The following is a 21,923-nucleotide window of genomic DNA, read 5'->3' on the forward strand; positions in this document are numbered from 1 at the left end:
CCATTTTGTATTATGAAAAATATATTTTTTTACTTGAGGGAAAGGTAACCAAAATTCATGACCATAAAAATCCACACGGAAAAAGATTTCATAAAGATGCGGCTAGCTGGAAAATTAGCTGCAGAGACGCTCGATTTTATTACTGATTACGTAAAACCGAACGTCACTACTAATAGTTTAAATGGCCTTTGTCATAATTTTATTACTTCTCATAATGCCATTCCTGCACCGTTAAATTATAAAGGCTTTCCGAAATCGATTTGTACTTCTATAAATCATGTGGTTTGTCATGGCATTCCAAACGATAAACCGTTAAAAAACGGTGATATAGTAAATATTGATGTTACAGTAATTTTAGACGGTTGGTACGGTGATACTAGCCGTATGTATTATGTCGGTGACGTAGCAATTAAGCCAAAGCGTCTTATTCAAGTAACTTATGATGCAATGATGAAAGGGATTGAAGTAGTTAGACCCGGTGCTAAACTCGGTGATATCGGACATGCGATTCAAAGCTATGCCGAGAAACATAATTATTCTGTGGTTAGAGATTATACGGGTCACGGTATCGGAAGAGTTTTTCATGACGAGCCGTCAATATTAAATTACGGTCGCAGCGGCACGGGTCTAACGTTAGAAGAAGGGATGTTTTTCACCGTTGAACCTATGATAAATGCCGGTAATTATGACACTATATTAAGTAAACTAGATGGATGGACGGTTACTACACGTGATAAATCATTATCAGCTCAATTTGAACATACTATAGGCGTGACTAAAGACGGTTTTGAAATATTTACGTTATCACCTAAAAAACTTGATTATCCTCCATACTAAACTATAGGATAAAAATTAATTTTGTTGTATGGTTTTGTTTTTCCGTCATTGCGAGAAAAATTACGAAGTAATTTGACGAAGCAATCCAGTAAAAAATTCTGTAAATCAGAATTTTTTTAATTATTTTTCTGGATTGCCACGTCGCTTCGCTCCTCGCAATGACGGTTCGGGTATCCATGCAACAACTCCCCGCCTCCACGGGGATGACATCAGCAACATTTTACTTATTTATAATTTGAGTAAACATAAAGAATGTTAGAAAATAATTTGATAGAATTTAGTAATAGACATCTTTCTAAACCAGCTTATAGAGAGAAATTTAAAGGAGACACAGCACCGCAGCATACACGCTAGTACGTGAGGATGCGAGTACCGGTTCGACGTCTAAATTACCTCTAGAAGCGAAGTTTGGGAAGATGTCTAATGATGAAATAGATACGCCTCATTATATAGGTCACCGTAAAAGAGTAAAAGAACGCTTCGTCGCTGCTGGAGCAGAACATTTTTCCGATTACGAATTACTTGAAGTAATGTTATTTTCGGCTATCCCTCGTAAAGACGTAAAACCTCTTGCTAAAAAATTACTTGATCATTTTGATATTACGGATTTAATTAACCTTGATAAGGAAAGGCTACTTAGTATTAAAGGTACCAATGAAAATTTATATATCAATTTTGCTTTAATACGTGAGTTGATAATAGAGTATTGAAACAAAAAATAATAAATAAAAATATCATTGCTTCTTGGAGTTCTTTGATTGATTATTTAAAAGTTAATATGGGTAATATGCGACTAGAGCAATTTCGTATATTATTTTTGAATAAGAAAAATATTTTAATTGCCGATGAGGTTTTAAGTCAAGGAACTATAGACCAAGCTGCAGTATATCCACGTAAGATAATTAAACGAGCTTTATTTAATGAAGCAAGCAGCCTTATACTTGTGCATAATCATCCAAGCGGTAGCCCTGAACCTTCAAAAGCCGACATTCATATGACAAATAAGATAGTAGAGACATGCCAAACCGTAAATATTATGGTACATGATCATGTCATTATAAGTAATAACAAATATTATAGTTTTAAATCTAATATGTTACTATGAATATAAATAGCTATAGCACATTAGACTTCCTGCATAACGCAGCTAATAAAGAGGAATTTGCAGGAAACACGGAAGCACTTGCCGCCGCAGCGTACACTTTAGTACGTGAGGATACGAGTACCGGATTGACGTACAAATTACCTTTAGAAGCAAGTTATGCAGGAAGTCTACTATTTATTTTTTCTTTTATAGCGACCGCTATATTAACATATATATTAACTAAATATCTTCCTGCAATCGGTTTAGTTGATGTACCTAGTAGTCGTCGCTCTCACGATAAGATAACACCGCGCGGCGGCGGTCTTGCTATTGTAATTGTCGTAATGATTGCTTTGAGCGGGTTTGAATATATAACGAGCAATAACCTTGCTAATTCAATAAAAATATTACCGTTATTATTGGTAATTGCCTCGATTTCCTTTTTAGATGACTTAAAAACCGTACCTATTCTAATTCGTTTAATATTCCACTTAATTTGTGCAGCTTTTGCTATTTTTCTTTTTTCGCAGGTAAATTCCATTCATATACTAATATATTCTATTTTAGTTATAGCTTTAAGCGGTTTTATTAATATATATAATTTTATGGACGGTATAGACGGTATGAGTTGTGTGGAATCTATCCATCTATCTAGCACCATGCTTATATTATGTTTCTTACAATTTCCTGCTATTGATAATCCGTATTTTATAGCTAGCGTAAATGTAATTATTCTTGGTTGTTCTTGTGGTTTTTTAATATTTAATTGGCATCCGGCAAAAATATTTTTAGGAGATGTGGGAAGTATTAGTCTTGGATTCTTAACGGGCCTTTGCTTACTCTTGCTTGCTCTTACAAGCACTAATTTATTTGTAGCTTGTGCTATTGCTAGCTTATATTACATCACTGATGCAGTGCTAACCATATTAATTCGGCTACTCAATAAAGAAAAAATTTGGCAGCCTCATCTAAAGCATTTTTTTCAAAAAGCAGTACAAAAAGGTAAGTCTCATAAACAAGTAGTATCGGTTATAACAGTTTGTAATATATTTTTAATGATTATATCGGTTACATCTTTATATTTTCCCGTAATATCTATAATGCTTGCAATAGCCGTCATAACTTTAACAGTGCAGAGTTTATTAAAATGAAGCTAATTAAAGAGGATATCGATAAAATAGTTAGACGTATATTTGCCAAACAACATCCATTGCTGCCTGAAATCATGATTAACTGGAATAAAATAGTCGGGTTTAATTTCAGCACTAAAGCATTACCTTTAAAAATCACCACCTATACTTATAAAAAACAAAAGATTAATACGCTATTTATACAAGCAGAAGATAATGCTACGGCAGCAGAATTACCTTATTATCAAGATATTATTCTAGAACGTATTAAAATTTATTTAGGCTTTGAAGCAATACATCAAATGAACGTAACGTTTTACAAAGAAAAATCCAAGATAGGATGACGCTTTATGCTATTCTTGCAAGGCATGGTGTTGTTTGAATGAGATCGATTTTTAGTTGTCATACCGCGACTTGATCGCGGTATCCAGCTTAAAATACTAAAATTACTACATTTTAAGTTATATTTCTGGACAACGTGGTCAAGCCTATAATACCAGACAGTTTTTGTTCTATTTGTATTTTTTAATTACTGAATCCCGTGGTCAAGCCACGGGATGACAAAGGGAAACTGATCCATGCAACAACACCTTGCAAGCAGATATTGTTGCGTGGTTCGGTTTTCCGTCATTGCGAGAAGAATTACGTAGTAATTCGACGAAGCAATCTAGTAAAAAATTCTGATTTACAGAATTTTTTTTATTATTTTTTCTGGATTGTCACGTCGCTTCGCTCCTCGCAATGACGATTTGGTATCCATACAAGCAAAAAGCACACAAATAAAAAAAGGAGCCTTATTAAAGACTCTTTTTTCGTGTTAATACAGCCTCTTCAAAAAGCTTGATACAGGCGAATTTTTTGAGTTAAGCTTGTGCTCACGTATTAGTATACGCTGTGCAGGCTTACTCTTAAATTCATCCTGTCTGAAGCTTTTTGAATTTAGCTGTAGTTTGTAAAAAGATTTGAGTTCTAATTACATATCAAATCTTAATCCTGCCATTAAGTTATTACCTTTATAACAGGTTCCACCAAATTTAACCTTATTTCCGGCAACATTTTTAGTATTAGTTTTTGATTTACCGTAATCTGTCCAGCTATAAACGAGTTCTGCTTTCACACCTTGTGCTAATTCAAATGAAGTCCCTAAAGATAATTGATAAGCAAAGTTGGTTTTGTTTTTAGTGGTTCCTGAAAAATTAGTACTACTAATAACATTATTATTAGCAACAGTCTTAGTTGAAATATTTACTTTTTCTTTTACTAACGCAGCACCGACACCTGCTCCTGCAAACACTTTAAATATACTTACATCAATAAAATCTACATAACCGTTAAGTAATGCACTTACAATAGTAGGTTTATGTTTTACTGATACTGTAGTAGCAGTGGTGGTAGTGGTAGTGCCACCAGGACCACTTGTAAGCACACCTCCTGGAATCACAACACCATTAATAATAAGTTGTCCACCTGCTGAAATAACTGATGGTACAGTAGTAACAGTAGAGTTAGAAGTTGAAACATTTGTAGACTTTTTTATGTGGTTATTTGTTACCATTCCAATTGTAAAATCAGTTCTTAAATTATCCATGATATAATAACCTGCTCCAATATTACCGGTAAAACCTGTATTGGATTTTAACTTAACACTGCTATTTGAAGGCTTTGCTTTATCAAAAATCACACCACCGGCATTAAGTTTTAAATACCATTGATTTTCCAGGGATGATGACATCGATGAATTAGTAGATGAATCTACGGAAGAATTCATATCGCAATCAGCGAATGAAAGACTGGAAGTTAAAAGTGCTGTGCTTGCAGCTGCTATTAAAAGTAATTTTTTCATATTGTTAAATTTTTCCTTTAAATTTTATTAGTTGTTAGTAAAAACAATATTAGATAATAAATTTTTACCTAAATTCGATAAAAAATAGTTTTAAGTGACATTTCTGAGTGGTCATCCTAGCTAATTGCACGGGTTGACCTCATCGTCATTGCGAGAAGAAACTGCAAGTTTCGACGAAGCAATCTAGTAAAAAATTCTGATTTACAGAATTTTTTTATTATTTTTTCTGGATTGCCACGCAGCCTACGGCTGCTCGCAATGACGACTTACCTAAAACTATTAATATATTCTTGTTAATTATATATCAAATCTTATACCAACTGTTAAGTTGTGACTTTGATAACGCATGCCACCGGTTGGTACACTTGTTCCTTGGTAAATTACATTCTTACTTTTTGTTCTACCGTCATCTATCCAGCTATAAGCTAGTTCTGCTTTAACACCGTCGGCGATTTGTGCAGAAGTACCTAAAGTTAGCTTGTAAGAGATATTAGTTCTGTTTTTAGTGTTAGATGAAAGACCTGTTATACCATTATATGTAATTTTCTCTTTAACTAATGCAGGACCAACACCGGCACCGGCAAAAACATCAAACATATCAAAATTAGTTAAATCAACATAACCGTTAATAAGTAAACGTGTAATAGTAGGTTTATGGCTTGCTGAAACGTTAGTACCGGTAAAAGGTGCATTAGTTGCAGCTCCAGATTTCTTTAACTTTCCACCTATTATAGTACCTAAAGTTAAATCGGCTCTAAAATTTTCAGAAATATAATAACCTATACCTAAATCAACCGGAACAGTCGTATTAGATTTTAATTTAACACCGGTTGCCTTATCTTTTTCTTTATTAAACATCGCTGCACCGGCATCTATTCTTAAATACCAATCATTACCCATGTCATCGGCAAATGATATACTAGAAGATAAAATTGTTGCACTTGTAGCAGCTATTAAAAGTAACCTTTTCATAGTTAGCACCTCAAATTAAATAATTAAACATTATCTTTAATGGCATATATAACATATTATATTTTTTAGTTCTATATTTAATCGGTAATTAGATTCATATAATAAAGCTTTTATAAAGTTTTGTGATAAAATAAACACATGTATTTAATTCATATTATTTATATATTTATTAAACTTATTTTTCTCATCTTTAAATTTATCGGCATCAGGCAAGGCAGGCTTTTTCTTGGTAATATTTTTCCATCCTTTATTTTCTATAAAATCTTTTGCACGTTCTACCCATTCTATTAACTCCGGTGATTCGGGTTTGATAGCATCTATAGGACAATCAGGAACACATACACCACAATCTATACATTCATCAGGATTGATAACTAGCATAAATTCACCCTCGTAGAAACAATCTACAGGGCATACGTCAACGCAATCGGTATATTTACATTTTACGCATTCATCAGTTATAACATAGGTCATTTGGTTATTGGTTTTTGATTTTGTCGATTAATATAGAAGTTCTTAAAAGTAATACTAACAGAAAATATAGTATAAAACTGATAAACATAATAATTAAAGGCTTTAACATTGAAGAATGAATGGTAGGAGAGCCGAGTCTTAAAACACTAGAGGGCTGATGCAGGCTATACCAAATATCTACCGAGAATTTTACTATCGGTATGTTAATCAGTCCGATAAGAGCAATGATCGAAGCGGGATTTTGCGCTCGTCTTATATTATCCGCACTATTCACTATGATAATATAGCTTAGATATAATAAAAGTAGTATGAGCATAGAGGTAAGTCTTGCATCCCAAACCCACCATGTTCCCCATATAGGTTTTCCCCATAAAGAACCTGTTACTAAGCTAATCAAAGCAAAAGTAGCCCCAACGTAACTAGAAGCTACAGCTAGCAAATAGCTAATAGTAGTTTTCCATACTAAATAGCTAAAGCTGCATGCTGCCATGAAAACATAAATACCAAGGGCCATCCAAGAAGCAGGAACATGAACATACATAATGCGTACAAACTCACCTTGTTGATAATCTACCGGCGAAACTATTAGAGCTAAATAAAGACCTATAATCATCATGACAAAAGTAGATATAGCTAATATAGGTATTATAACCTTTAATAATTTATTAAAATAATAGGGGGTTAATAGTTTTAACATATTTTCTTACTTCTTTATATCATTCTTGCGAGAGGCTTGCGTGCGTGGATACCTAAATCGTCATTGCGAGCAGTCAAAGACCGCGTGGCAATCCAGCAAAAATAATAAAAAAATTCTAATTCATAGAATTTTTTTACTGGATTGCTTCGTCAATTACTTCGTAATTTTCCTCGCAATGACGGATAAACCAATCCACGCAAGCAATGCTCTACCATGATTATCGTATCCTCTTAAAAAACTCTTTCATTAATAGCCCCGAATCTTCGGCAAGAATTCCGCTATATATTTCCGGTCTATGAAAACAAGCACTACTGTTAAAATATCGTAAATTACTCTCAACTGCTCCGTGCTTGGAATCAGAAGCACCGTAAAACAAACGCTTTAACCTGCTATGAGCTATAGCCGCTGCACACATGGCACAAGGTTCTAAAGTAACGTAAATATCATAATCATTTAAATTTTTAGAAGATATAAGATTACATGCTTTATTAATAGCAATAATTTCAGCATGATAAAGAGCGTTATTTTTTTCTTCGGTATTATTATGACTATTAACAATGATTTTTTGATTTAACCTATCTACAATCACCGCTCCGACCGGAACTTCATTTTTATCAAAAGCGAGCCGTGCTTGTTTTAAAGCTTGCTCCATGAAAAAATTATTAAAATCCGTTTTTTTATCTAACAATATATTCACGGTAATTTACGTGTTCTTTGATTCCAAAAGGATCTTGGTGGATAATTATTTCAGCCTCCGGAAATTCCTGTAATATTTCAAAAGCAATCTCATCGCTAATTTTATGAGCATTATAAAGCGACATATTGCCGTCCATTTCCAAATGACACTGAATAAAAGCTTTTTGAGCAGCATATCTAGTTTTCATTTCGTGCATACCTTTTACGCCTAAATGGTTATTAACTATCGAGATAATTTTTTGTCTATCTTGCTCAGGTAATTCATGATCGACTAGATTTTTAAATGCCTTTTCAAATAAAGAATAAGAAGAGTGAAATATATATAACGAAATAACTACACCAAATAATGGGTCAACAAACCAAAAATAATCACTTAAATTTATAGAGATAATTACTATAACATTAGTTAGTAAGTCTGTGAAATAATGAAGCTTATCGGCTTTTACTATCTCCGATCCTGTTTTTTTAATTACATAAGTTTGATAAAGTACTAAAATAATTGTTAAGAATATACATACATACATTACCGTAGTACCGTCACTGATATTCTCCGGTTTTGTTTTTTCAAATAAAGATTTAACCGAAGAAAAGCCTACAAAAAAAGCTGAAGCAAAGAAAAATATCGATTGAGAAAAAATTGTTAAATCCTGCATTTTTTCATGCCCGAACCTGTGATGATGATCGGGCGGTTGCAGGGCAAATCTTAAAGCTATTAAATTAATAAAGGAAGAAGTTATATCAAGCATTGAATCAATTAAAGAAGCAAAAATTGATTGCGAATCGGTAACAACCCAAGCGTATAATTTTATACTTAAAATAATTAATGCCGTAGTAACCGATAAATAAGATGCCGATTTTATTAACCGATTACGGCTATTAGTATCCATAACAAATCTTTCCAATTTATTTTTTGTAGTTTAACAAAGAGAATATAAAATTCAATTATAATTAGGTTCCGTGAACAAAATTAAAAATAATATTTTAAAATACAAATAATTTAAATTTTGTTTACAGAATCTAGTTTTAACTTTACAAAATTCTAAAAACCATATACTTATTAAATTATATATTTAATAAGAGAGAATTTATATGAAACTATTATCTAAAATTATGATTATAGCTCTTGCAGCTTCTATGTTACAAGCCTGTAACGGTCCGGGCGGTATGAATAAACAAGGTACAGGAACACTTCTTGGCGGTGCCGGCGGTGCATTACTTGGTTCTCAATTCGGTAAGGGCAAAGGACAGCTTGTCGGAGTAGGTGTAGGCGCATTACTTGGAGCAGTTCTTGGTGGACAAATAGGTGCAGGTATGGATGAGCAGGATAGAAGACTTGCAGAACTCACCTCACAAAGAGCTTTAGAAGCAGCTCCTAGCGGTAGTAACGTAGAATGGCGTAATCCGGATAACGGCAATTACGGTTACGTAACACCTAATAAAACTTATAGAAATAGCACTGGTCAATATTGCCGTGAGTACACTCAAACAGTTGTAATAGGCGGAAAACAACAAAAAGCATACGGTAATGCCTGCCGCCAACCTGACGGACAATGGCAAGTTGTGAATTGATAGACAAAACGTCATTGTGAGTAGGCATTGCCCGCATGGATACCAAATCGTCATTGCGAGCGACTGTAAGGAGCGTGGCAATCCAGAAAAACAATAAAAAAATTCTAAAAATCAGAATTTTTTACTGGATTGCTTCGTCAATTGCTATGCAATTTCCTCGCAATGACGACCTTCAGTATCCGCATGGCAATACCTTCTCGCAATGACGTTATAATAATAAGGAGTAACCTATGACTTTCATAATAACAAGTACGGCGTTTAAGCATAATGAGCGTATTCCTAATAAATTTACTTGTAAAGGACAGAATGTTTCTCCGCATTTAGAGTGGAGTGATGCTCCTATAGATACTAAATCTTTTGTACTTATCATGGATGATCCTGATGCACCAATAGAAATAGCACCACCGCACGGTATATGGGATCATTGGATAATATATAATATTCCTGCTTCTATTACTGAGCTTTCAGAAGGACAAATAGATAGTAGTATTAAAATTTTAAATAATAGCTGGAAGGAAAAGAAATACGGAGGTCCTTGTCCACCTGCCGGTAAACCTCATCGTTATTTTTTCAAACTATACGCTCTAAATGATTATCTTAAGCTTGATGAGAATGCTAACAAGCAGGATTTAGTATTAGCTTTGCAAAAACATTTACTAGCTGAAACTGAAATAATCGGCATTTATTCTACATAATGTCATGGCTTACCCGTATTAAACCGTCATTGCGAGCAGGTGTTGTTGCGTGGATCAGTTTTACCTCTGTCATCCCGTGGCTTGACCACGGGATCCAGTTAAAAATACTAAAATTATTAGTATTTTTTATTGTTTTTTTTATTGTTTTTATAGACCCCGTGGTCAAGCGAACTAGGTGACACAGTAGATTTTACCGGTCTACGCAACAATGCCTTGCAAGCAGTCATAGGCTGCGTGGCAATCTCATGAAATAATACTCCTGAGATTGCTTCGTCGAAACTTGCAGTTTCTTCTCGCAATGACGGAAAAACTGATCCATACAGGAATGATCTAACACTTTAAACACAAAATATTATCTTGGAAAAACCTATAATCGAGTTTCGTAACGTATCTAAAAAATTCGGTAATAAATTGCCGATAAATAACGTTAGCTTTACCGTCAAAAAAAATAATATCACTACTTTAATCGGACCTAACGGTGCAGGTAAAACTACCATAGTACGGTTAATGCTTGGGCTTGAAAAACCGACAAGCGGTGAGATTATAATTGATTCCAAATTAAAAATCGGATATGTACCGCAGAAGTTCGGTCTAAGCCCTGATTTACCTATTACGGTGAAAAAATTTTTAGATTTGTTAGCACCGAATAATTTTAATAGCAATATTAAAGAGATTAACTCATTTATTGATTTAGAACATATAAAAGAGCAAGAAATTTCTAAACTCTCAGGAGGACAGTTTCAAAAGGTAGTTCTTGCATGTTCAATAGTTAATAATCCCGACTTAATTATTTTAGATGAACCGCTGCAATCTTTAGACGTAACAAGCCAGCAGGAATTTTATCAGCTTATTAATCTGATTCGTAAAAAGCTAAATATTACGGTTTTTATGATTTCTCATGATTTATTTACCGTAATAAAAAACTCCGATCAAGTGATATGCTTAAACGGTCATATATGTTGTAGCGGAATACCAAACGAAATAACTCCTAACTCTGAATTCTCAAATGCACTTTCTTCTCTAGGCTTCTATACCCACCACCACGACCATAAGCATTAGACTTATTCCAAATATTGCTTTAAATATCTGCCGGTATGGCTTTCCGCGCAAGCAGCGATGTCGACAGGAGTACCACATACAACTATCTTACCGCCTTTGTCACCGCCCTCAGGACCGACGTCAATAATATAATCTGCCGTTTTTATAACATCTAAATTATGCTCGATAACTAAAACGGTATTACCCATATCAACAAGTTTATGTAAAACTTTCAGCAATTTATTAATATCGTCGATATGTAGTCCCGTAGTCGGTTCATCAAGTATATAAAGCGTTTTACCGGTTGAACGTCTTGATAATTCTTTAGCAAGCTTAACACGTTGTGCTTCACCGCCTGAAAGAGTAGTAGCAGACTGACCGATTTTAATATAGCCTAGACCTACTTCATTTAAGGTAATTAGTTTTTCATAGATTAACGGGATTTTCTCAAAAAATTGCATCGCATCTTCTACCGTCATCATCAAAATATCGGCAATAGACTTGCCTTTATATTTTATTTCAAGCGTTTCTCTATTATATCTGTGACCATTACAAATATCACATTTTACATATACGTCAGGGAGAAAATGCATCTCTATTTTAATTAGCCCGTCACCTTGGCATGCTTCACATCTCCCGCCTTTAACGTTAAACGAAAATCTGCCTACTTTATACCCTCTAGCTTTTGATTCAGGTAATTCCACAAACCAATCCCTAATATGGGTAAAGGCACCTGTATAAGTCGCAGGGTTTGAACGAGGAGTTCTACCTATCGGGGATTGATTAATATCGATAATTTTATCAATATATTCAAGTCCTTTTAATTCTCTATATTTTCCGGGAAATACTTTACTAGTCGGCTCTAAATGCTTTAGAGCCGCTTTATATAGAGTATGAATCATCAAGCTTGATTTACCACTTCCCGATACTCCCGTTATAGCAGTAAAAGTACCAAGTGGAATTTTGATATCAACATTATCTAAATTGTTAGAAACCGCCCCAAGTAATTCAATTGACCTATTGTCATGCCCTACTCTTGTTTCAGACGGCACTTTGATTGTTTGACGACCGCTTAGATACCTACCTGTAATACTTTCTTCAAAATTCTTTATTTCTTCTGCATTGCCTTCTGCAATAACACGACCACCGTGAATACCGGCTCCCGGTCCTATATCAATAATATGATCTGCTTCATACATTGTTTCTTCGTCATGCTCAACTACTAAAACAGTATTACCCAGATCTCTAAGCCTTTTTAGTGTCTCAATTAATCTTGTATTATCTCGTTGATGAAGACCTATAGACGGCTCATCAAGTACATATAAAACACCGCTAAGCCCTGATCCTATTTGAGATGCAAGACGGATACGCTGACTTTCCCCTCCCGATAAAGTACCTGCTTCTCGTGATAACGTTAGATAATCAAGCCCGACATTCATAAGAAATTTTAATCTCTCGGTAATTTCTTTGAGTATACGCTCAGCGATAAATAATTGCTTTTTATTTAATTTTTCTTCTAAGTGGCTAAACCATTTTTGCAAGGCTGCAATACTCATACCTGCTACTTCGCCTATATGAAAATTCGCTATTTTAACGCATAATGCTTCATCTTTTAATCTAAACCCTGAGCAGGCAGTACATTTATGTTCTGACTTAAATTTAGCTAGTTCTTCTTTAATTAAAACCGATTCTATAGTACGGTCCTTTTCCTGCAAACTTGGTATTATACCGGCAAAAGGTTGTTTTATTATTTGCGTTTTAGAACCGTCGTAAAATTCAAATTTTATTGCCTCTTCTCCTGAACCTTCAAATAAAATATCCTTAACATTTTGTGATAAACTTACAAAAGGTACTTCAATAGAAAATTTATAATGATCGGCAAGAGCCTTTAATGTCTCTAGGATAAATTTAGAAGATGTACTACCCCAAGGCACTATTGCACCGTCTTTAATAGAAATTCTTTGATCCGGAACAATTAAGTCTCTATCAAAGAAAAACTCCTTACCTATTCCCTCACATTTAGGACATGCTCCAAAAGGGCTATTAAAAGAAAAAATTCGAGGCTCTATTTCAGTAAGCTGAAAACCCGATACCGGACAAGAATATTTTTCGGAAAAAGTAATACGTTGATTTTTTTCAAATTCGGTCTTAACTGCCGGCGGCAATTCTACAATTTCTAAATAAGTAATACCTTCGGCAAGATTTAACGAACTCTCTAAGCTATCTGCAAGCCTATTACCTAAACTTTCGTCTAGAACTATTCTATCAACTATGACTTCTATATTATGCTTCCTATTTTTATCAAGTTTCGGTAAATCATCAATTTCACAAACTTCACCGTTAACTATTAATTTCTGAAAGCCTTGCTTTTTCAGATTCATAATTTCACGTTTGAACTCCCCCTTATGTCCTCTAACAATAGGAGCAAGTAAATATACTTTCGTGCCTTTAGGTAGTTCATTAATTATATCTACCATCTCAGAAACCGTTTGGCTATGTATCGGAAGACCGGTTGCCGGAGAGTAAGGAATACCCACCCTTGCATATAATAACCTAAGGTAATCGTAAATTTCCGTTATAGTTCCAACCGTAGAACGAGGATTTTTAGAAGTAGTTTTTTGGTCAATTGCAATAGCAGGCGATAATCCGGAAATAGATTCCACATTCGGTTTATTTTGTAAATGCAAGAATTGCCTTGCATATGAAGATAAGCTTTCAACATATCGCCTTTGACCTTCTGCATAAATAGTATCAAAAGCTAAAGAAGACTTGCCTGAGCCACTAAGACCGGTGATAACAACAAATTTATTCCTTGGAATATCAACATTTATATTTTTTAGATTATGCTCTTTAGCACCGCGTACCTTAATATATTCTTGGTTCATAATCACTTCACTACAAAATTTTTGAGATATTTTTTAAAAAAACTGTAGTATTATAGGCTCTTTTATTTTATTATTGCAATAATAATATTTTAAAATAGGTAGTAATCTATGGCAGGTAGTTTAAATAAAGTAATATTAATAGGTAATGTAGGGCGTGATCCGGAAATTAGAACTACGGGCGAAGGGAAAAAAATCATTAATCTTTCCTTAGCAACAACCGAAACTTGGAAAGATCGCATTACCAGCGAACGAAAAGAACGAACTGAATGGCATAGAGTAGTGATATTTAGCGAAGGGTTAGTATATGTTGTAGAACGCTATGTCACAAAAGGTAGTAAATTATATATTGAAGGTTCATTGCAAACTCGTAAGTGGAATGATAATTCAGGTCAAGAAAAATATACCACGGAAATTGTGTTACAAAATTTTAATTCACAATTAATATTATTAGATAGTAAAAACTCTAATAATCATACTCAAGATTCAGGGCATAGCGAATATAAACATCCTGAAGCTAAAAATCATTCCTTTGACCATAGCAACTTAGACGACGAAATACCGTTTTAATTATTTTCTGTCATTGCGAGAAAAATTACGTAGTAATTCGACGAAGCAATCCAGTAAAAAATTCTGTAAATCAGAATTTTTTTATTATTTTTTCTGGATTACCACGCTCCCTACGGTCGCTCGCAATGACGATTTGGTGTCCATGCAGGAATATCATTTAAGACATGCAAGTAACTTCTACCAAATATTACCTATAAATATTATGAAAAAACTTCTTTGTATAATATTCCTTACATCAATATTTCTTTCAGGGTGTTCTACCACTCATGATGTAGCTAGTAGGGTAAAGTATTCACAAGATATAGCAACTCAAAATAACTTTCAGATGAGGCTAGTAAACGGTGGTGATTTTACTCTTACGACTTATCAGCGTATTACCGACCATAACCTACCTTTCGTATTCTATATTGAGGGAGATGGGCATCTTGCGGATGGCGGCGTTAACTCTGACAACCCTACCCCTGTTAATCCGATGCTCTTGAAGCTTGCTACAATCGATAAAAGACCGAATGTTGTTTATATAGCACGACCTTGTCAATATACTCCTTTAGAGATGAATCCAAAATGCATTAGCGATTATTGGTTAGATAAAAGAATGGGGCAGGAAGTCGTAGATTCAATTAACAGTGTCATAAATATTATCAATAACGGACAAAAATTTAGCTTAGTCGGCTTCTCCGGTGGCGGCGGGCTTACAATATTAATTGCCGCTCAAAATAGTAATGTTAAAGATATTATAACGATTGCCGGTAATTTAGATACTAAAAAATTCGATAAATATCATAATTATCGTGGTTACTTAGTTAAATCGTTAAACCCGATAAATTATGCAAAACAAGTTAATAATATCCCTCAATTACATCTCTCCGGCAGGGATGACAAAAGAGTCCCGCCTTTCATAGCAGAACTTTACGTAAAAACAAGTAACTCACCATGTGTAAAAAAGCAAACTTTTCCTAATATTTCTCATGCAAAAGGTTGGGATAAAATTTGGTCTAATATATTAGATATTCCTCTGATTTGTAATTAAACATTAAGAAATATTATTAATCTATTTAGATATATAAGACAAAATCCTTTATTGACTTTTATACAAAACAGTATAATTTTTTTACAATTTAATTTTTTTTATAAGAATTATGCTAGGCTACGAAAAAGAACAAAGAAGTTTGACAAAAGAACAGAAACAAGCTGTAGGGTTGTTATCTGTAGGAACCTTATTGGAATATTTTGATCTTATGCTTTATGTCCATATGTCCGTACTTCTTAATGAGCTTTTTTTTCCAAAAGCTGATGCTTATGCTACTTCGCTTTACTCTATAGCAGCTTTATGTGCTACTTTTATCTTTAGACCGCTCGGGGCTCTCGTTTTCGGATATTTAGGCGATACATATGGGCGAAAAACTACAGTAGTTATAACAACTATGATGATGGCTACTTCGTGCATAGTAATGGTATTACTTCCTACTTACAATGAAATTGGTATAACAACTTCTATTATAATAATATTATGTAGAATTGTTCAAGGTATGTCCTCAATGGGAGAAGTAATAGGAACAGAAGTTTATTTAACCGAGTTTACTAAGCCTCCAATACAATACCCTATTGTAGCCTTAGCTACGGTTTTCGCTACTGTAGGAACTTTCGCAGCTTTAGGGGTTGCTACTATTGTTACTTCTTATGGCTTTAATTGGCGTTATGCATTTGGTATCGGTGCAATTATTGCCGTTGTAGGAACATTAGCAAGAACCGCATTACGAGAAACTCCTGAATTTGCTAATGCAAAGCTTAAATTACTTAAAACTTTTGAAAAAGCTAATAGGGATATAAAAGTATTAGAAAATAATCCTATTTGGAAAGAAAAAATTAATAAAAAGACAGCAATAGCTCTATTTATAATGGATTGTGCATGACCTGTATGTTTTTATTTTGCATATATTTATTGCGGCGATATTCTTGTAACCAAATTTAACTGTACTCCTGAACAAGTTATAAAACAAAATTTCAAATTATCTATAATAGAACTTATAAGTATAATAATAGTAGCAGCATTAAGTTATAAGATATATCCTTTAAAAATTCTAAAAGCATTATTAGGTATTTTTACTATTACAATATTACTATGTCCATATTTATTAAATAAGGCTTCTAATCCAAATCAAATATTCATTATTCAATCACTTATCATGGCTTTTGCCCTTAATGTTATGCCGGCTGTACCAAATTGTTTTAGACATTTTCCAATCTTTAAACGCTTTACTTCCGTAACATTTACATATGCTTTATCAGCTGCTTGTATGTATGTTATTAGCTCTTTTGGTTTTCCTCATTTAATAAAAACCTTTGGAAACTGGGGAGTATTAATTATTATGATTCCAACAAGTATTGGATTTGGTATATTTCATTTTGAAAAACTGGAGAAAGAAAGTGGAAATTATCCAACGAAATCTTTCGCCCCTTCTCCAGTGATATCTGCTTAATTGATAAATATTTTTGCATTTTATTATTAGCCGGCAGCAGGCACAAAATCACCGCCTAACATGCTAACATCATCATTATTTATATTTTGGCTATCAATTATTTCGTTAAGCTGGTTTTCTATAGTCATAATTTTTAATTTTGTAGATTTATCAACTATAAGCCCTTGCATACTAGCAGTTATTTTGTCTATATCGGTTGTATTATTAAGTTCTTTAGCTTTATGTATTATCTCTTCTATAGTGTCTTTTATTATAGCTTTATCTTTAGCATTTATTGCAATATTAGTGTCTACTTTATCGTTTATTCCATCAGCCAGCTTTTGAAAACTCATTAAATTTTTATTTCGTTTAAGTATTTCTCAATTATAACTTTGCTTTTATTATCTATATTATCTTGCTCTAAATCTATATGCGTAATAGTAGTATTTTCTCTTAAAGCTTCAATAATTGCTTTTACTACTTCAAGCGTTATCTTATTACCTGAAATATCAAGATGCTTTAAAGTTTTATTATTTGTTAAGAATTCAGCTATTAATTTTACTTCCTCATTACTTATATTGTTGTTGTGTAAATCTAGATGTACAATATTATTATTGAACTTTGAAGCTTCTATAATTGCTTTAATTCCTATATCATTTTCACCAAGGTAAATATGAGTAAGAGTACTAACCTGTAAAATTTCAGCTAATATAGATATTTTTTGATCGCCTAAATTACTGCAACTAAAGTCCAACTTTCTAAGTTTTTGCTCGCTTTTAGGGCTTCAGTAATAATCTTTATACCCCCATTACTTATTTCGCTACCTAAAAAAATTAATAGCAGCGATTGTTTCAATGCTTCTTAATTTATTCGCGATTAGCTTTGCTAACTCATCACTTATTGTTTGAAAGCAAATATTAATAGAGTTAGAATTATGAAAAAGTTTATTTAATATTTTATTAAGTTTATTATTTTCTAATTGTTTTTGTTCTTCTACTTGTTTCTTTGCTTTTACTTTCAATTGTTTTCTTTGTTCTTCTTCTACCCGTCGTTTTTCTAGTTCTTGCTGTTCTTCATATTTCTTTTCGGCTTTTGCTTTATTTTCTTCATATAATTTATTTTCTTTATATAAAGATTTCATAATTTTTATTGCCGCTTTATATTTTTCTATAGCTTCATTATACTTTTTCTGACTGCATAAATTATTACCCTCCGCATTTAAGCTTTCTGCTTTTTTCTCAGCTATAGTTTGATTTCTTTGCAGATATTCGGTAATTGTACCCAAAATTATGTCCAACGTTTCTTTGCCTATGTTGTTCTTTAAAAGACTAAGCAAAGTTAAAGATTTATTATCCTTTAAGCTTGCCGCCAATTCCCTTGCTCCAGCATCGCATATGTTGCTCCCTTTAAGATCAAGCGACGTTAAGGAGTTATTAGCTTTTAAGCTTGCCGTTAATTCCCTTGCTCCAGCATCGCATATTTTGTTACTTCCAAGATTAAGCGACGTTAAAGATTTATTATCTTTTAAGCTTGCAGCAAGGTAACTTGCTCCAGCATCGCCTATTTTGTTCACTTCAAGATTAAGCGACGTTAAAGATTTATTATCTTTTAAGCTTGCAGCTAAAGCAATTGCTCCAGCATCACCTATTTTGTAATAAAAAATTTTAAGAGTTGTACCACCCTTTCTTAAACTATCTGCTTGCCATGTTAATCCTCTTTTTTCTAGAAATTCTATTAATTTCTCATTAGGTGTTTTTATTACCGTCGCTTCTTCTGAAGTTTGAAACCACCATCCTTTAAACATAATTACATCCTTATTAAATTCTATAAATTTTAATATTTTGTTAAAAATGAGCTTATAGACAGAATCATAATAAAGAGTTTTAAGAGTGCAATAGAAATTTAATTATAAGTATGAATAGATGAGTTGAGATTAATTTAAGGAATGTATGAATATATAGGGAGTTAAAGGAAATAATAAAGAGTTTTAATAATTAGTAATAATTATAATCTATAATGTTACCGAAGTTTCACTAAGCCTTGCAGCTTAACCCTGTCTTTAGCATGCACCCAACACAGTAATTCATTGGCAGCATTCAGGTACTCGCCTCGGTTTAACTTCTGCCGCAATATTGATGCTTGAAACTTCCCACTACCAAAATTAAAGATAAAGAGATTAAGGAGACTTGTTGCTTAATTAAATTATTAATATTTCTTTTTATAAGGTGATAAATTTACTATTTAGAAGAAAGAGAAAAGCTGCTTAGTTTAGAGATTTGGTGAAAGACAATTAATATTTCAGTTAAACGGCAAAAAGCTTGATTTTATGCTGCATCTGCGGTTTGATATTTTTGTAGAAATACCGAAAAATGAAGAATGGCGCACCCTAAAGGATTCGAACCTTTGACCCACAGATTAGAAATCTGTTGCTCTATCCAGCTGAGCTAAGGGTGCTAAACATTTACGGTAAACTTTATATCAGTTTTAATAGTTTTTTTCAAGTATTCTTTTATTATCATAAATAAATGTGATAAATAACATAATGAATAAATTCTATAATTACAATTCTTCTTCACATCAGGTTTTACTTTATCTTAAAGTAAAACCTAATTCTAAACAGAATCTAATTAACGATTTTGTAATCATCAATAATATCCCATATCTAAAATTATCTATAAAAGCACCACCGGAACAAGGTAAAGCTAATGAAGAAATCATAAATTATTTAACAAAAGAATGGAAATTATCACGTAGTAATATCGAAATTATTAAAGGTCATACTCATAGCTTAAAAACGATATTGATAAAAAATATTGACGAAGACTATTTAAATTTGATTATTAATTCCTATATTAAATAAGGTGCAATGGTTGCTAAGCTGTCGATGTCATTCCCGCGTGGCATTGTTGCGTGGATCTAAAAACGCGTTCGGTGTCATACCGTGGCTTGACCACGGTATCCAGAAAAAAAATTTAAAATACTAAAATTTTAGTATTTTAAGCTGGATCCCGCAATCAAGTCGCGGGATGACACTGGAAAAACTGATCCATGCGGGAATGACATCAGCAGTTATATGACTAAAAAATAATTCATTAACTGGAATAATTATGACACAAGAAAAAAAGAAATTTGACGCCGAGGTTGGCAAGATTTTAAATTTAATGATTCACTCTCTTTATAGTAATAAAGAGATTTTTATGAGGGAGTTAATTTCTAATGCTTCGGATGCTTGCGATAAATTACGTTATTTATCTCAAAGTAATAGTGAATTAGTAGCTGGCGATAGCAATTTTAAAATTACGGTTAAAGTCGATAAAGATAAAAGACAAATAATCATCCGTGATAACGGTATCGGCATGAATAAAGACGATTTAATTGAAAATCTCGGTACTATTGCAAGATCAGGTACGGCAAATTTTCTTAAAAGCCTTTCCGGTGATTCTAAAAAAGACAATATGTTAATCGGTCAGTTTGGTGTTGGATTTTATTCAAGCTTTATGGTAGCTGATAAAGTGCTTGTCACCTCAAGAAAAGCTGGTGAGGATAAAGTGCATGTTTGGGAATCAGACGGGCTTGGTGAATATACCGTCTCAGATTTAGATGAAGAGTTCACAAGAGGCACGGAAATCGTTTTACATATCAAAAAGGAAGAAGATACATTCCTTGATCATTTTAGATTAAAACACATCGTTAAAAGCTATTCCGATCATATAGCAGTACCGATATATTTCTTTGATGAAGCCGGTAATAATGAAATCCAGCTTAATTCAGCTTCTGCATTATGGACAAGACCGAAATCAGAAATTACGGAAGAACAATATAAAGAATTCTATAAAAGCTTATCTTATGCCATAGATGATCCGTGGATTACTCTGCATAATAAAAATGAGGGAGCTATAGAATTTACCAATCTGCTTTTCATTCCTTCAAGCAAAACATTTGATTTATTCCATCCTGATCGCAAAAGGCGTGTAAAATTATATATAAAAAGAGTATTTATTTCCGATGAGAATATAGATTTAATCCCGTCATATTTAAGGTTTTTACGAGGGGTAGTCGATTCAGAAGACTTACCGCTGAATATTAGCCGTGAGTCATTGCAACATAATAGTGTACTTGAGAAAATCAAGAATGCTATTACAAAAAGAGTGCTTTCAGAGCTTAGAAAAAAGAAAGAGGAATCACCTGAAGAATATAATAAGTTTTGGGCTAATTTCGGTGGTGCTTTAAAAGAGGGTTTATGTGAGGCTACTACCGACCATGAAAAATTATTAGAGGTATGCATATTCAGAAGTGCCTTGCATAATAAAATGATTAGCCTTGACGAATATATAGCAAATTTTAAAGAAGGGCAGAATATATATTATTTAAGCGGGGATAATCCCGATAAATTACTTTCAAGCCCACAAATCGAAGGACTACTTAGTAAAAATATCGATGTATTACTTTTTACCGATACAGTGGATGATTTTTGGGTAAATGTTAATAGCGAATATAAAGGACATGCTATTAAATCAGCAACAAGAAGCGATATCGATGTAGAGCAAACTACTTCACAATCTGAGGAGAAAAATGCAGATAGTAAAAAATCCGATGATGAATATAAATCGCTAACCGATTATTTTAAAGAGACGCTTGGGGAGTTAGTAAAAGAAGTTAAGATCTCTAAAAAACTAACCTCAAGCCCTGCTTGTCTTGCCGTTAGTGATGCTGCTATGGATATTCGTATGGAAAGGTTTTTAATAGAGCAGAAGCAAATAGCTGCTGCATCCGCTAAAAATTTAGAGCTAAATCCTAAAAATAAAATCATAGAGAAAATCTTTAACGATTTAAAAGCGAATAATAAAAATAATGAAGAATTGGTTAATCTAATATTTGATCAAGCCTGTATTTTAGAGGGCGAACCCATCGCCGATACAGGTGCATTTTCAAAGAGATTAAACGATATTGTACAAAAAGCTATATTATAACTTTAAA

At 33.2% G+C, this 21,923-nt stretch carries 25 protein-coding genes, 1 tRNA gene and 4 pseudogenes; 16 read left to right on the top strand and 14 right to left on the bottom strand.

Going from position 1 to position 21,923, the window contains the following annotated elements; all coding sequences use genetic code 11:
- The first annotated feature begins 57 nt into the window (after positions 1–57).
- From map to BN1174_RS03440, 6 genes and pseudogenes are all read left to right on the top strand, one after another.
- Positions 58–837, top strand: a complete 780-nt coding sequence (gene map / locus BN1174_RS03420) for a type I methionyl aminopeptidase (protein ID WP_040256509.1) — start codon at positions 58–60, stop codon at positions 835–837.
- A 252-nt stretch (positions 838–1,089) separates the two neighbouring features.
- Positions 1,090–1,259 (top strand): annotated as a pseudogene (locus tag BN1174_RS10740) (palindromic element RPE1 domain-containing protein); the annotation flags it as partial.
- Entirely contained in the window at positions 1,254–1,547 is a 294-nt protein-coding gene (locus BN1174_RS03425) for a UPF0758 domain-containing protein (protein WP_040256512.1), read from the top strand. The pseudogene BN1174_RS10740 and the gene BN1174_RS03425, both read left to right, overlap by 6 nt.
- Positions 1,544–1,952 (top strand): annotated as a pseudogene (locus BN1174_RS03430) (JAB domain-containing protein). The gene BN1174_RS03425 and the pseudogene BN1174_RS03430 overlap by 4 nt, the downstream one beginning before the upstream one ends.
- A complete protein-coding gene (locus BN1174_RS03435) occupies positions 1,939–3,072 on the top strand; it encodes a palindromic element RPE1 domain-containing protein (protein WP_082022278.1) in 1,134 nt (377 codons plus the stop codon). The pseudogene BN1174_RS03430 and the gene BN1174_RS03435 overlap by 14 nt, the downstream one beginning before the upstream one ends.
- Positions 3,069–3,395 carry a DciA family protein gene (locus BN1174_RS03440; RefSeq protein ID WP_040256515.1) on the top strand — a complete coding sequence of 109 codons (327 nt, stop codon included), beginning with the start codon at positions 3,069–3,071 and terminating at the stop codon, positions 3,393–3,395. Before BN1174_RS03435 ends, BN1174_RS03440 begins: the two co-directional genes overlap by 4 nt.
- A 485-nt stretch (positions 3,396–3,880) precedes the next feature.
- Here BN1174_RS03440 and BN1174_RS12245 read toward each other — a convergent pair.
- The 5 genes and pseudogenes from BN1174_RS12245 to BN1174_RS03460 form a co-directional block, all read right to left on the bottom strand.
- Positions 3,881–3,988, bottom strand: a pseudogene (locus BN1174_RS12245) (palindromic element RPE3 domain-containing protein); the annotation flags it as partial.
- 36 nt (positions 3,989–4,024) lie between these two features.
- A complete protein-coding gene (locus BN1174_RS03445; protein ID WP_040256517.1) occupies positions 4,025–4,894 on the bottom strand; it encodes an outer membrane protein in 870 nt (289 codons plus the stop codon).
- Between the two features lie 297 nt (positions 4,895–5,191).
- Positions 5,192–5,866 (bottom strand): adhesin Adr, encoded by a 675-nt coding sequence (locus tag BN1174_RS03450; protein WP_040256519.1) that lies wholly within the window; start codon positions 5,864–5,866, stop codon positions 5,192–5,194.
- A 144-nt stretch (positions 5,867–6,010) separates the two neighbouring features.
- Positions 6,011–6,340 carry a ferredoxin FdxA gene (gene fdxA / locus BN1174_RS03455; protein ID WP_040256521.1) on the bottom strand — a complete coding sequence of 110 codons (330 nt, stop codon included), beginning with the start codon at positions 6,338–6,340 and terminating at the stop codon, positions 6,011–6,013.
- A 4-nt stretch (positions 6,341–6,344) separates the two neighbouring features.
- Positions 6,345–7,037, bottom strand: a complete 693-nt coding sequence (locus tag BN1174_RS03460; protein ID WP_040256523.1) for a heme ABC transporter permease — start codon at positions 7,035–7,037, stop codon at positions 6,345–6,347.
- 40 nt (positions 7,038–7,077) lie between these two features.
- On the opposite strand from BN1174_RS03460, the pseudogene BN1174_RS13020 reads away from it, so the two are divergent.
- Positions 7,078–7,217, top strand: a pseudogene (locus tag BN1174_RS13020) (zinc ABC transporter substrate-binding protein); the annotation flags it as partial.
- 37 nt (positions 7,218–7,254) lie between these two features.
- Here BN1174_RS13020 and BN1174_RS03465 read toward each other — a convergent pair.
- Together BN1174_RS03465 and BN1174_RS03470 are read right to left on the bottom strand one after the other, a co-directional pair.
- A complete protein-coding gene (locus tag BN1174_RS03465) occupies positions 7,255–7,734 on the bottom strand; it encodes a nucleoside deaminase (protein WP_040256525.1) in 480 nt (159 codons plus the stop codon).
- Positions 7,715–8,620: a cation diffusion facilitator family transporter gene (locus BN1174_RS03470; protein WP_040256527.1), complete on the bottom strand. Its 906-nt coding sequence runs from the start codon at positions 8,618–8,620 to the stop codon at positions 7,715–7,717. Before BN1174_RS03470 ends, BN1174_RS03465 begins: the two co-directional genes overlap by 20 nt.
- A gap of 202 nt (positions 8,621–8,822) precedes the next feature.
- On the opposite strand from BN1174_RS03470, the gene BN1174_RS03475 reads away from it, so the two are divergent.
- Both BN1174_RS03475 and BN1174_RS03480 read left to right on the top strand, forming a co-directional pair.
- On the top strand, positions 8,823–9,302 hold the full coding sequence (locus tag BN1174_RS03475; protein ID WP_010420998.1) for an RT0821/Lpp0805 family surface protein: 480 nt from the start codon (positions 8,823–8,825) through the stop codon (positions 9,300–9,302).
- A gap of 230 nt (positions 9,303–9,532) precedes the next feature.
- Positions 9,533–9,997 (top strand): YbhB/YbcL family Raf kinase inhibitor-like protein, encoded by a 465-nt coding sequence (locus tag BN1174_RS03480; protein ID WP_040256532.1) that lies wholly within the window; start codon positions 9,533–9,535, stop codon positions 9,995–9,997.
- A gap of 116 nt (positions 9,998–10,113) precedes the next feature.
- Here the strand turns inward: BN1174_RS03480 and BN1174_RS10745 are convergent, their stop codons facing one another.
- Positions 10,114–10,296 carry a hypothetical protein gene (locus BN1174_RS10745; protein WP_197062034.1) on the bottom strand — a complete coding sequence of 61 codons (183 nt, stop codon included), beginning with the start codon at positions 10,294–10,296 and terminating at the stop codon, positions 10,114–10,116.
- 58 nt (positions 10,297–10,354) lie between these two features.
- On the opposite strand from BN1174_RS10745, the gene BN1174_RS03485 reads away from it, so the two are divergent.
- Positions 10,355–11,056: an ATP-binding cassette domain-containing protein gene (locus BN1174_RS03485; RefSeq protein WP_040256534.1), complete on the top strand. Its 702-nt coding sequence runs from the start codon at positions 10,355–10,357 to the stop codon at positions 11,054–11,056.
- Positions 11,057–11,058: 2 nt separating this feature from the next.
- Here the strand turns inward: BN1174_RS03485 and uvrA are convergent, their stop codons facing one another.
- Positions 11,059–13,920, bottom strand: a complete 2,862-nt coding sequence (gene uvrA, locus BN1174_RS03490) for an excinuclease ABC subunit UvrA (RefSeq protein ID WP_040256536.1) — start codon at positions 13,918–13,920, stop codon at positions 11,059–11,061.
- 108 nt (positions 13,921–14,028) lie between these two features.
- On the opposite strand from uvrA, the gene BN1174_RS03495 reads away from it, so the two are divergent.
- The 4 genes from BN1174_RS03495 (at position 14,029) to BN1174_RS11645 (ending at position 16,967) form a co-directional block, all read left to right on the top strand.
- Positions 14,029–14,487 (top strand): single-stranded DNA-binding protein, encoded by a 459-nt coding sequence (locus tag BN1174_RS03495; RefSeq protein WP_040256538.1) that lies wholly within the window; start codon positions 14,029–14,031, stop codon positions 14,485–14,487.
- Between the two features lie 202 nt (positions 14,488–14,689).
- Positions 14,690–15,517, top strand: coding sequence for an alpha/beta hydrolase family protein (locus BN1174_RS03500; RefSeq protein ID WP_040257966.1), 828 nt, complete (start codon positions 14,690–14,692; stop codon positions 15,515–15,517).
- Positions 15,518–15,626: 109 nt separating this feature from the next.
- The gene (locus tag BN1174_RS11640) at positions 15,627–16,400 is read left to right on the top strand and encodes an MFS transporter (protein WP_040256539.1); all 774 of its coding nucleotides are present in this window, start codon (positions 15,627–15,629) and stop codon (positions 16,398–16,400) included.
- Positions 16,401–16,673: 273 nt separating this feature from the next.
- Complete coding sequence (locus BN1174_RS11645) at positions 16,674–16,967, top strand: hypothetical protein (protein WP_040256541.1); 294 nt, start codon at positions 16,674–16,676, stop codon at positions 16,965–16,967.
- Positions 16,968–16,993: 26 nt separating this feature from the next.
- Here BN1174_RS11645 and BN1174_RS07830 read toward each other — a convergent pair whose 3' ends face one another.
- The 5 genes from BN1174_RS07830 to BN1174_RS03520 all read right to left on the bottom strand — a co-directional run bounded on the left by BN1174_RS07830 (position 16,994) and on the right by BN1174_RS03520 (position 19,400).
- The gene (locus BN1174_RS07830) at positions 16,994–17,299 is read right to left on the bottom strand and encodes a hypothetical protein (RefSeq protein WP_052454729.1); all 306 of its coding nucleotides are present in this window, start codon (positions 17,297–17,299) and stop codon (positions 16,994–16,996) included.
- Positions 17,299–17,700, bottom strand: coding sequence for a leucine-rich repeat domain-containing protein (locus tag BN1174_RS07835; protein WP_052454730.1), 402 nt, complete (start codon positions 17,698–17,700; stop codon positions 17,299–17,301). Before BN1174_RS07835 ends, BN1174_RS07830 begins: the two co-directional genes overlap by 1 nt.
- A gap of 66 nt (positions 17,701–17,766) precedes the next feature.
- Positions 17,767–18,750 carry a leucine-rich repeat domain-containing protein gene (locus BN1174_RS07840; RefSeq protein WP_052454731.1) on the bottom strand — a complete coding sequence of 328 codons (984 nt, stop codon included), beginning with the start codon at positions 18,748–18,750 and terminating at the stop codon, positions 17,767–17,769.
- Between the two features lie 215 nt (positions 18,751–18,965).
- Positions 18,966–19,076: a lysozyme family protein gene (locus tag BN1174_RS13025; protein WP_408005868.1), complete on the bottom strand. Its 111-nt coding sequence runs from the start codon at positions 19,074–19,076 to the stop codon at positions 18,966–18,968.
- 247 nt (positions 19,077–19,323) lie between these two features.
- Positions 19,324–19,400 (bottom strand) — tRNA-Arg (locus BN1174_RS03520).
- An 88-nt stretch (positions 19,401–19,488) separates the two neighbouring features.
- Between BN1174_RS03520 and BN1174_RS03525 the strand changes: the two genes are divergently transcribed.
- Both BN1174_RS03525 and htpG read left to right on the top strand, forming a co-directional pair.
- Positions 19,489–19,806, top strand: a complete 318-nt coding sequence (locus BN1174_RS03525) for an A1G_07140 family DUF167 domain protein (RefSeq protein WP_040256543.1) — start codon at positions 19,489–19,491, stop codon at positions 19,804–19,806.
- 247 nt (positions 19,807–20,053) lie between these two features.
- A complete protein-coding gene (htpG, locus tag BN1174_RS03530) occupies positions 20,054–21,916 on the top strand; it encodes a molecular chaperone HtpG (RefSeq protein ID WP_040256544.1) in 1,863 nt (620 codons plus the stop codon).
- Positions 21,917–21,923: the final 7 nt, after the last annotated feature.

Origin of the sequence: Rickettsia hoogstraalii, from assembly GCF_000825685.1 — a bacterium.
In the GTDB taxonomy this organism is placed as follows: domain Bacteria; phylum Pseudomonadota; class Alphaproteobacteria; order Rickettsiales; family Rickettsiaceae; genus Rickettsia; species Rickettsia hoogstraalii.

What these genes read in the sequence shown, in the direction of transcription:
- uvrA (WP_040256536.1), bottom strand. Translation starts at nt 13,920, where the DNA reads ATGAACCAAGAATATATTAAGGTACGCGGTGCTAAAGAGCATAATCTA.
- BN1174_RS07830 (WP_052454729.1), bottom strand. Translation starts at nt 17,299, where the DNA reads ATGAGTTTTCAAAAGCTGGCTGATGGAATAAACGATAAAGTAGACACT.
- BN1174_RS03450 (WP_040256519.1), bottom strand. Translation starts at nt 5,866, where the DNA reads ATGAAAAGGTTACTTTTAATAGCTGCTACAAGTGCAACAATTTTATCT.
- BN1174_RS11645 (WP_040256541.1), top strand. Translation starts at nt 16,674, where the DNA reads ATGGCTTTTGCCCTTAATGTTATGCCGGCTGTACCAAATTGTTTTAGA.
- map (WP_040256509.1), top strand. Translation starts at nt 58, where the DNA reads ATGACCATAAAAATCCACACGGAAAAAGATTTCATAAAGATGCGGCTA.
- BN1174_RS03440 (WP_040256515.1), top strand. Translation starts at nt 3,069, where the DNA reads ATGAAGCTAATTAAAGAGGATATCGATAAAATAGTTAGACGTATATTT.
- BN1174_RS03525 (WP_040256543.1), top strand. Translation starts at nt 19,489, where the DNA reads ATGAATAAATTCTATAATTACAATTCTTCTTCACATCAGGTTTTACTT.
- fdxA (WP_040256521.1), bottom strand. Translation starts at nt 6,340, where the DNA reads ATGACCTATGTTATAACTGATGAATGCGTAAAATGTAAATATACCGAT.
- BN1174_RS03495 (WP_040256538.1), top strand. Translation starts at nt 14,029, where the DNA reads ATGGCAGGTAGTTTAAATAAAGTAATATTAATAGGTAATGTAGGGCGT.
- htpG (WP_040256544.1), top strand. Translation starts at nt 20,054, where the DNA reads ATGACACAAGAAAAAAAGAAATTTGACGCCGAGGTTGGCAAGATTTTA.
- BN1174_RS03470 (WP_040256527.1), bottom strand. Translation starts at nt 8,620, where the DNA reads ATGGATACTAATAGCCGTAATCGGTTAATAAAATCGGCATCTTATTTA.
- BN1174_RS03435 (WP_082022278.1), top strand. Translation starts at nt 1,939, where the DNA reads ATGAATATAAATAGCTATAGCACATTAGACTTCCTGCATAACGCAGCT.
- BN1174_RS03460 (WP_040256523.1), bottom strand. Translation starts at nt 7,037, where the DNA reads ATGTTAAAACTATTAACCCCCTATTATTTTAATAAATTATTAAAGGTT.
- BN1174_RS03475 (WP_010420998.1), top strand. Translation starts at nt 8,823, where the DNA reads ATGAAACTATTATCTAAAATTATGATTATAGCTCTTGCAGCTTCTATG.
- BN1174_RS03425 (WP_040256512.1), top strand. Translation starts at nt 1,254, where the DNA reads ATGTCTAATGATGAAATAGATACGCCTCATTATATAGGTCACCGTAAA.
- BN1174_RS03480 (WP_040256532.1), top strand. Translation starts at nt 9,533, where the DNA reads ATGACTTTCATAATAACAAGTACGGCGTTTAAGCATAATGAGCGTATT.
- BN1174_RS03500 (WP_040257966.1), top strand. Translation starts at nt 14,690, where the DNA reads ATGAAAAAACTTCTTTGTATAATATTCCTTACATCAATATTTCTTTCA.
- BN1174_RS11640 (WP_040256539.1), top strand. Translation starts at nt 15,627, where the DNA reads ATGCTAGGCTACGAAAAAGAACAAAGAAGTTTGACAAAAGAACAGAAA.
- BN1174_RS07840 (WP_052454731.1), bottom strand. Translation starts at nt 18,750, where the DNA reads ATGTTTAAAGGATGGTGGTTTCAAACTTCAGAAGAAGCGACGGTAATA.
- BN1174_RS03445 (WP_040256517.1), bottom strand. Translation starts at nt 4,894, where the DNA reads ATGAAAAAATTACTTTTAATAGCAGCTGCAAGCACAGCACTTTTAACT.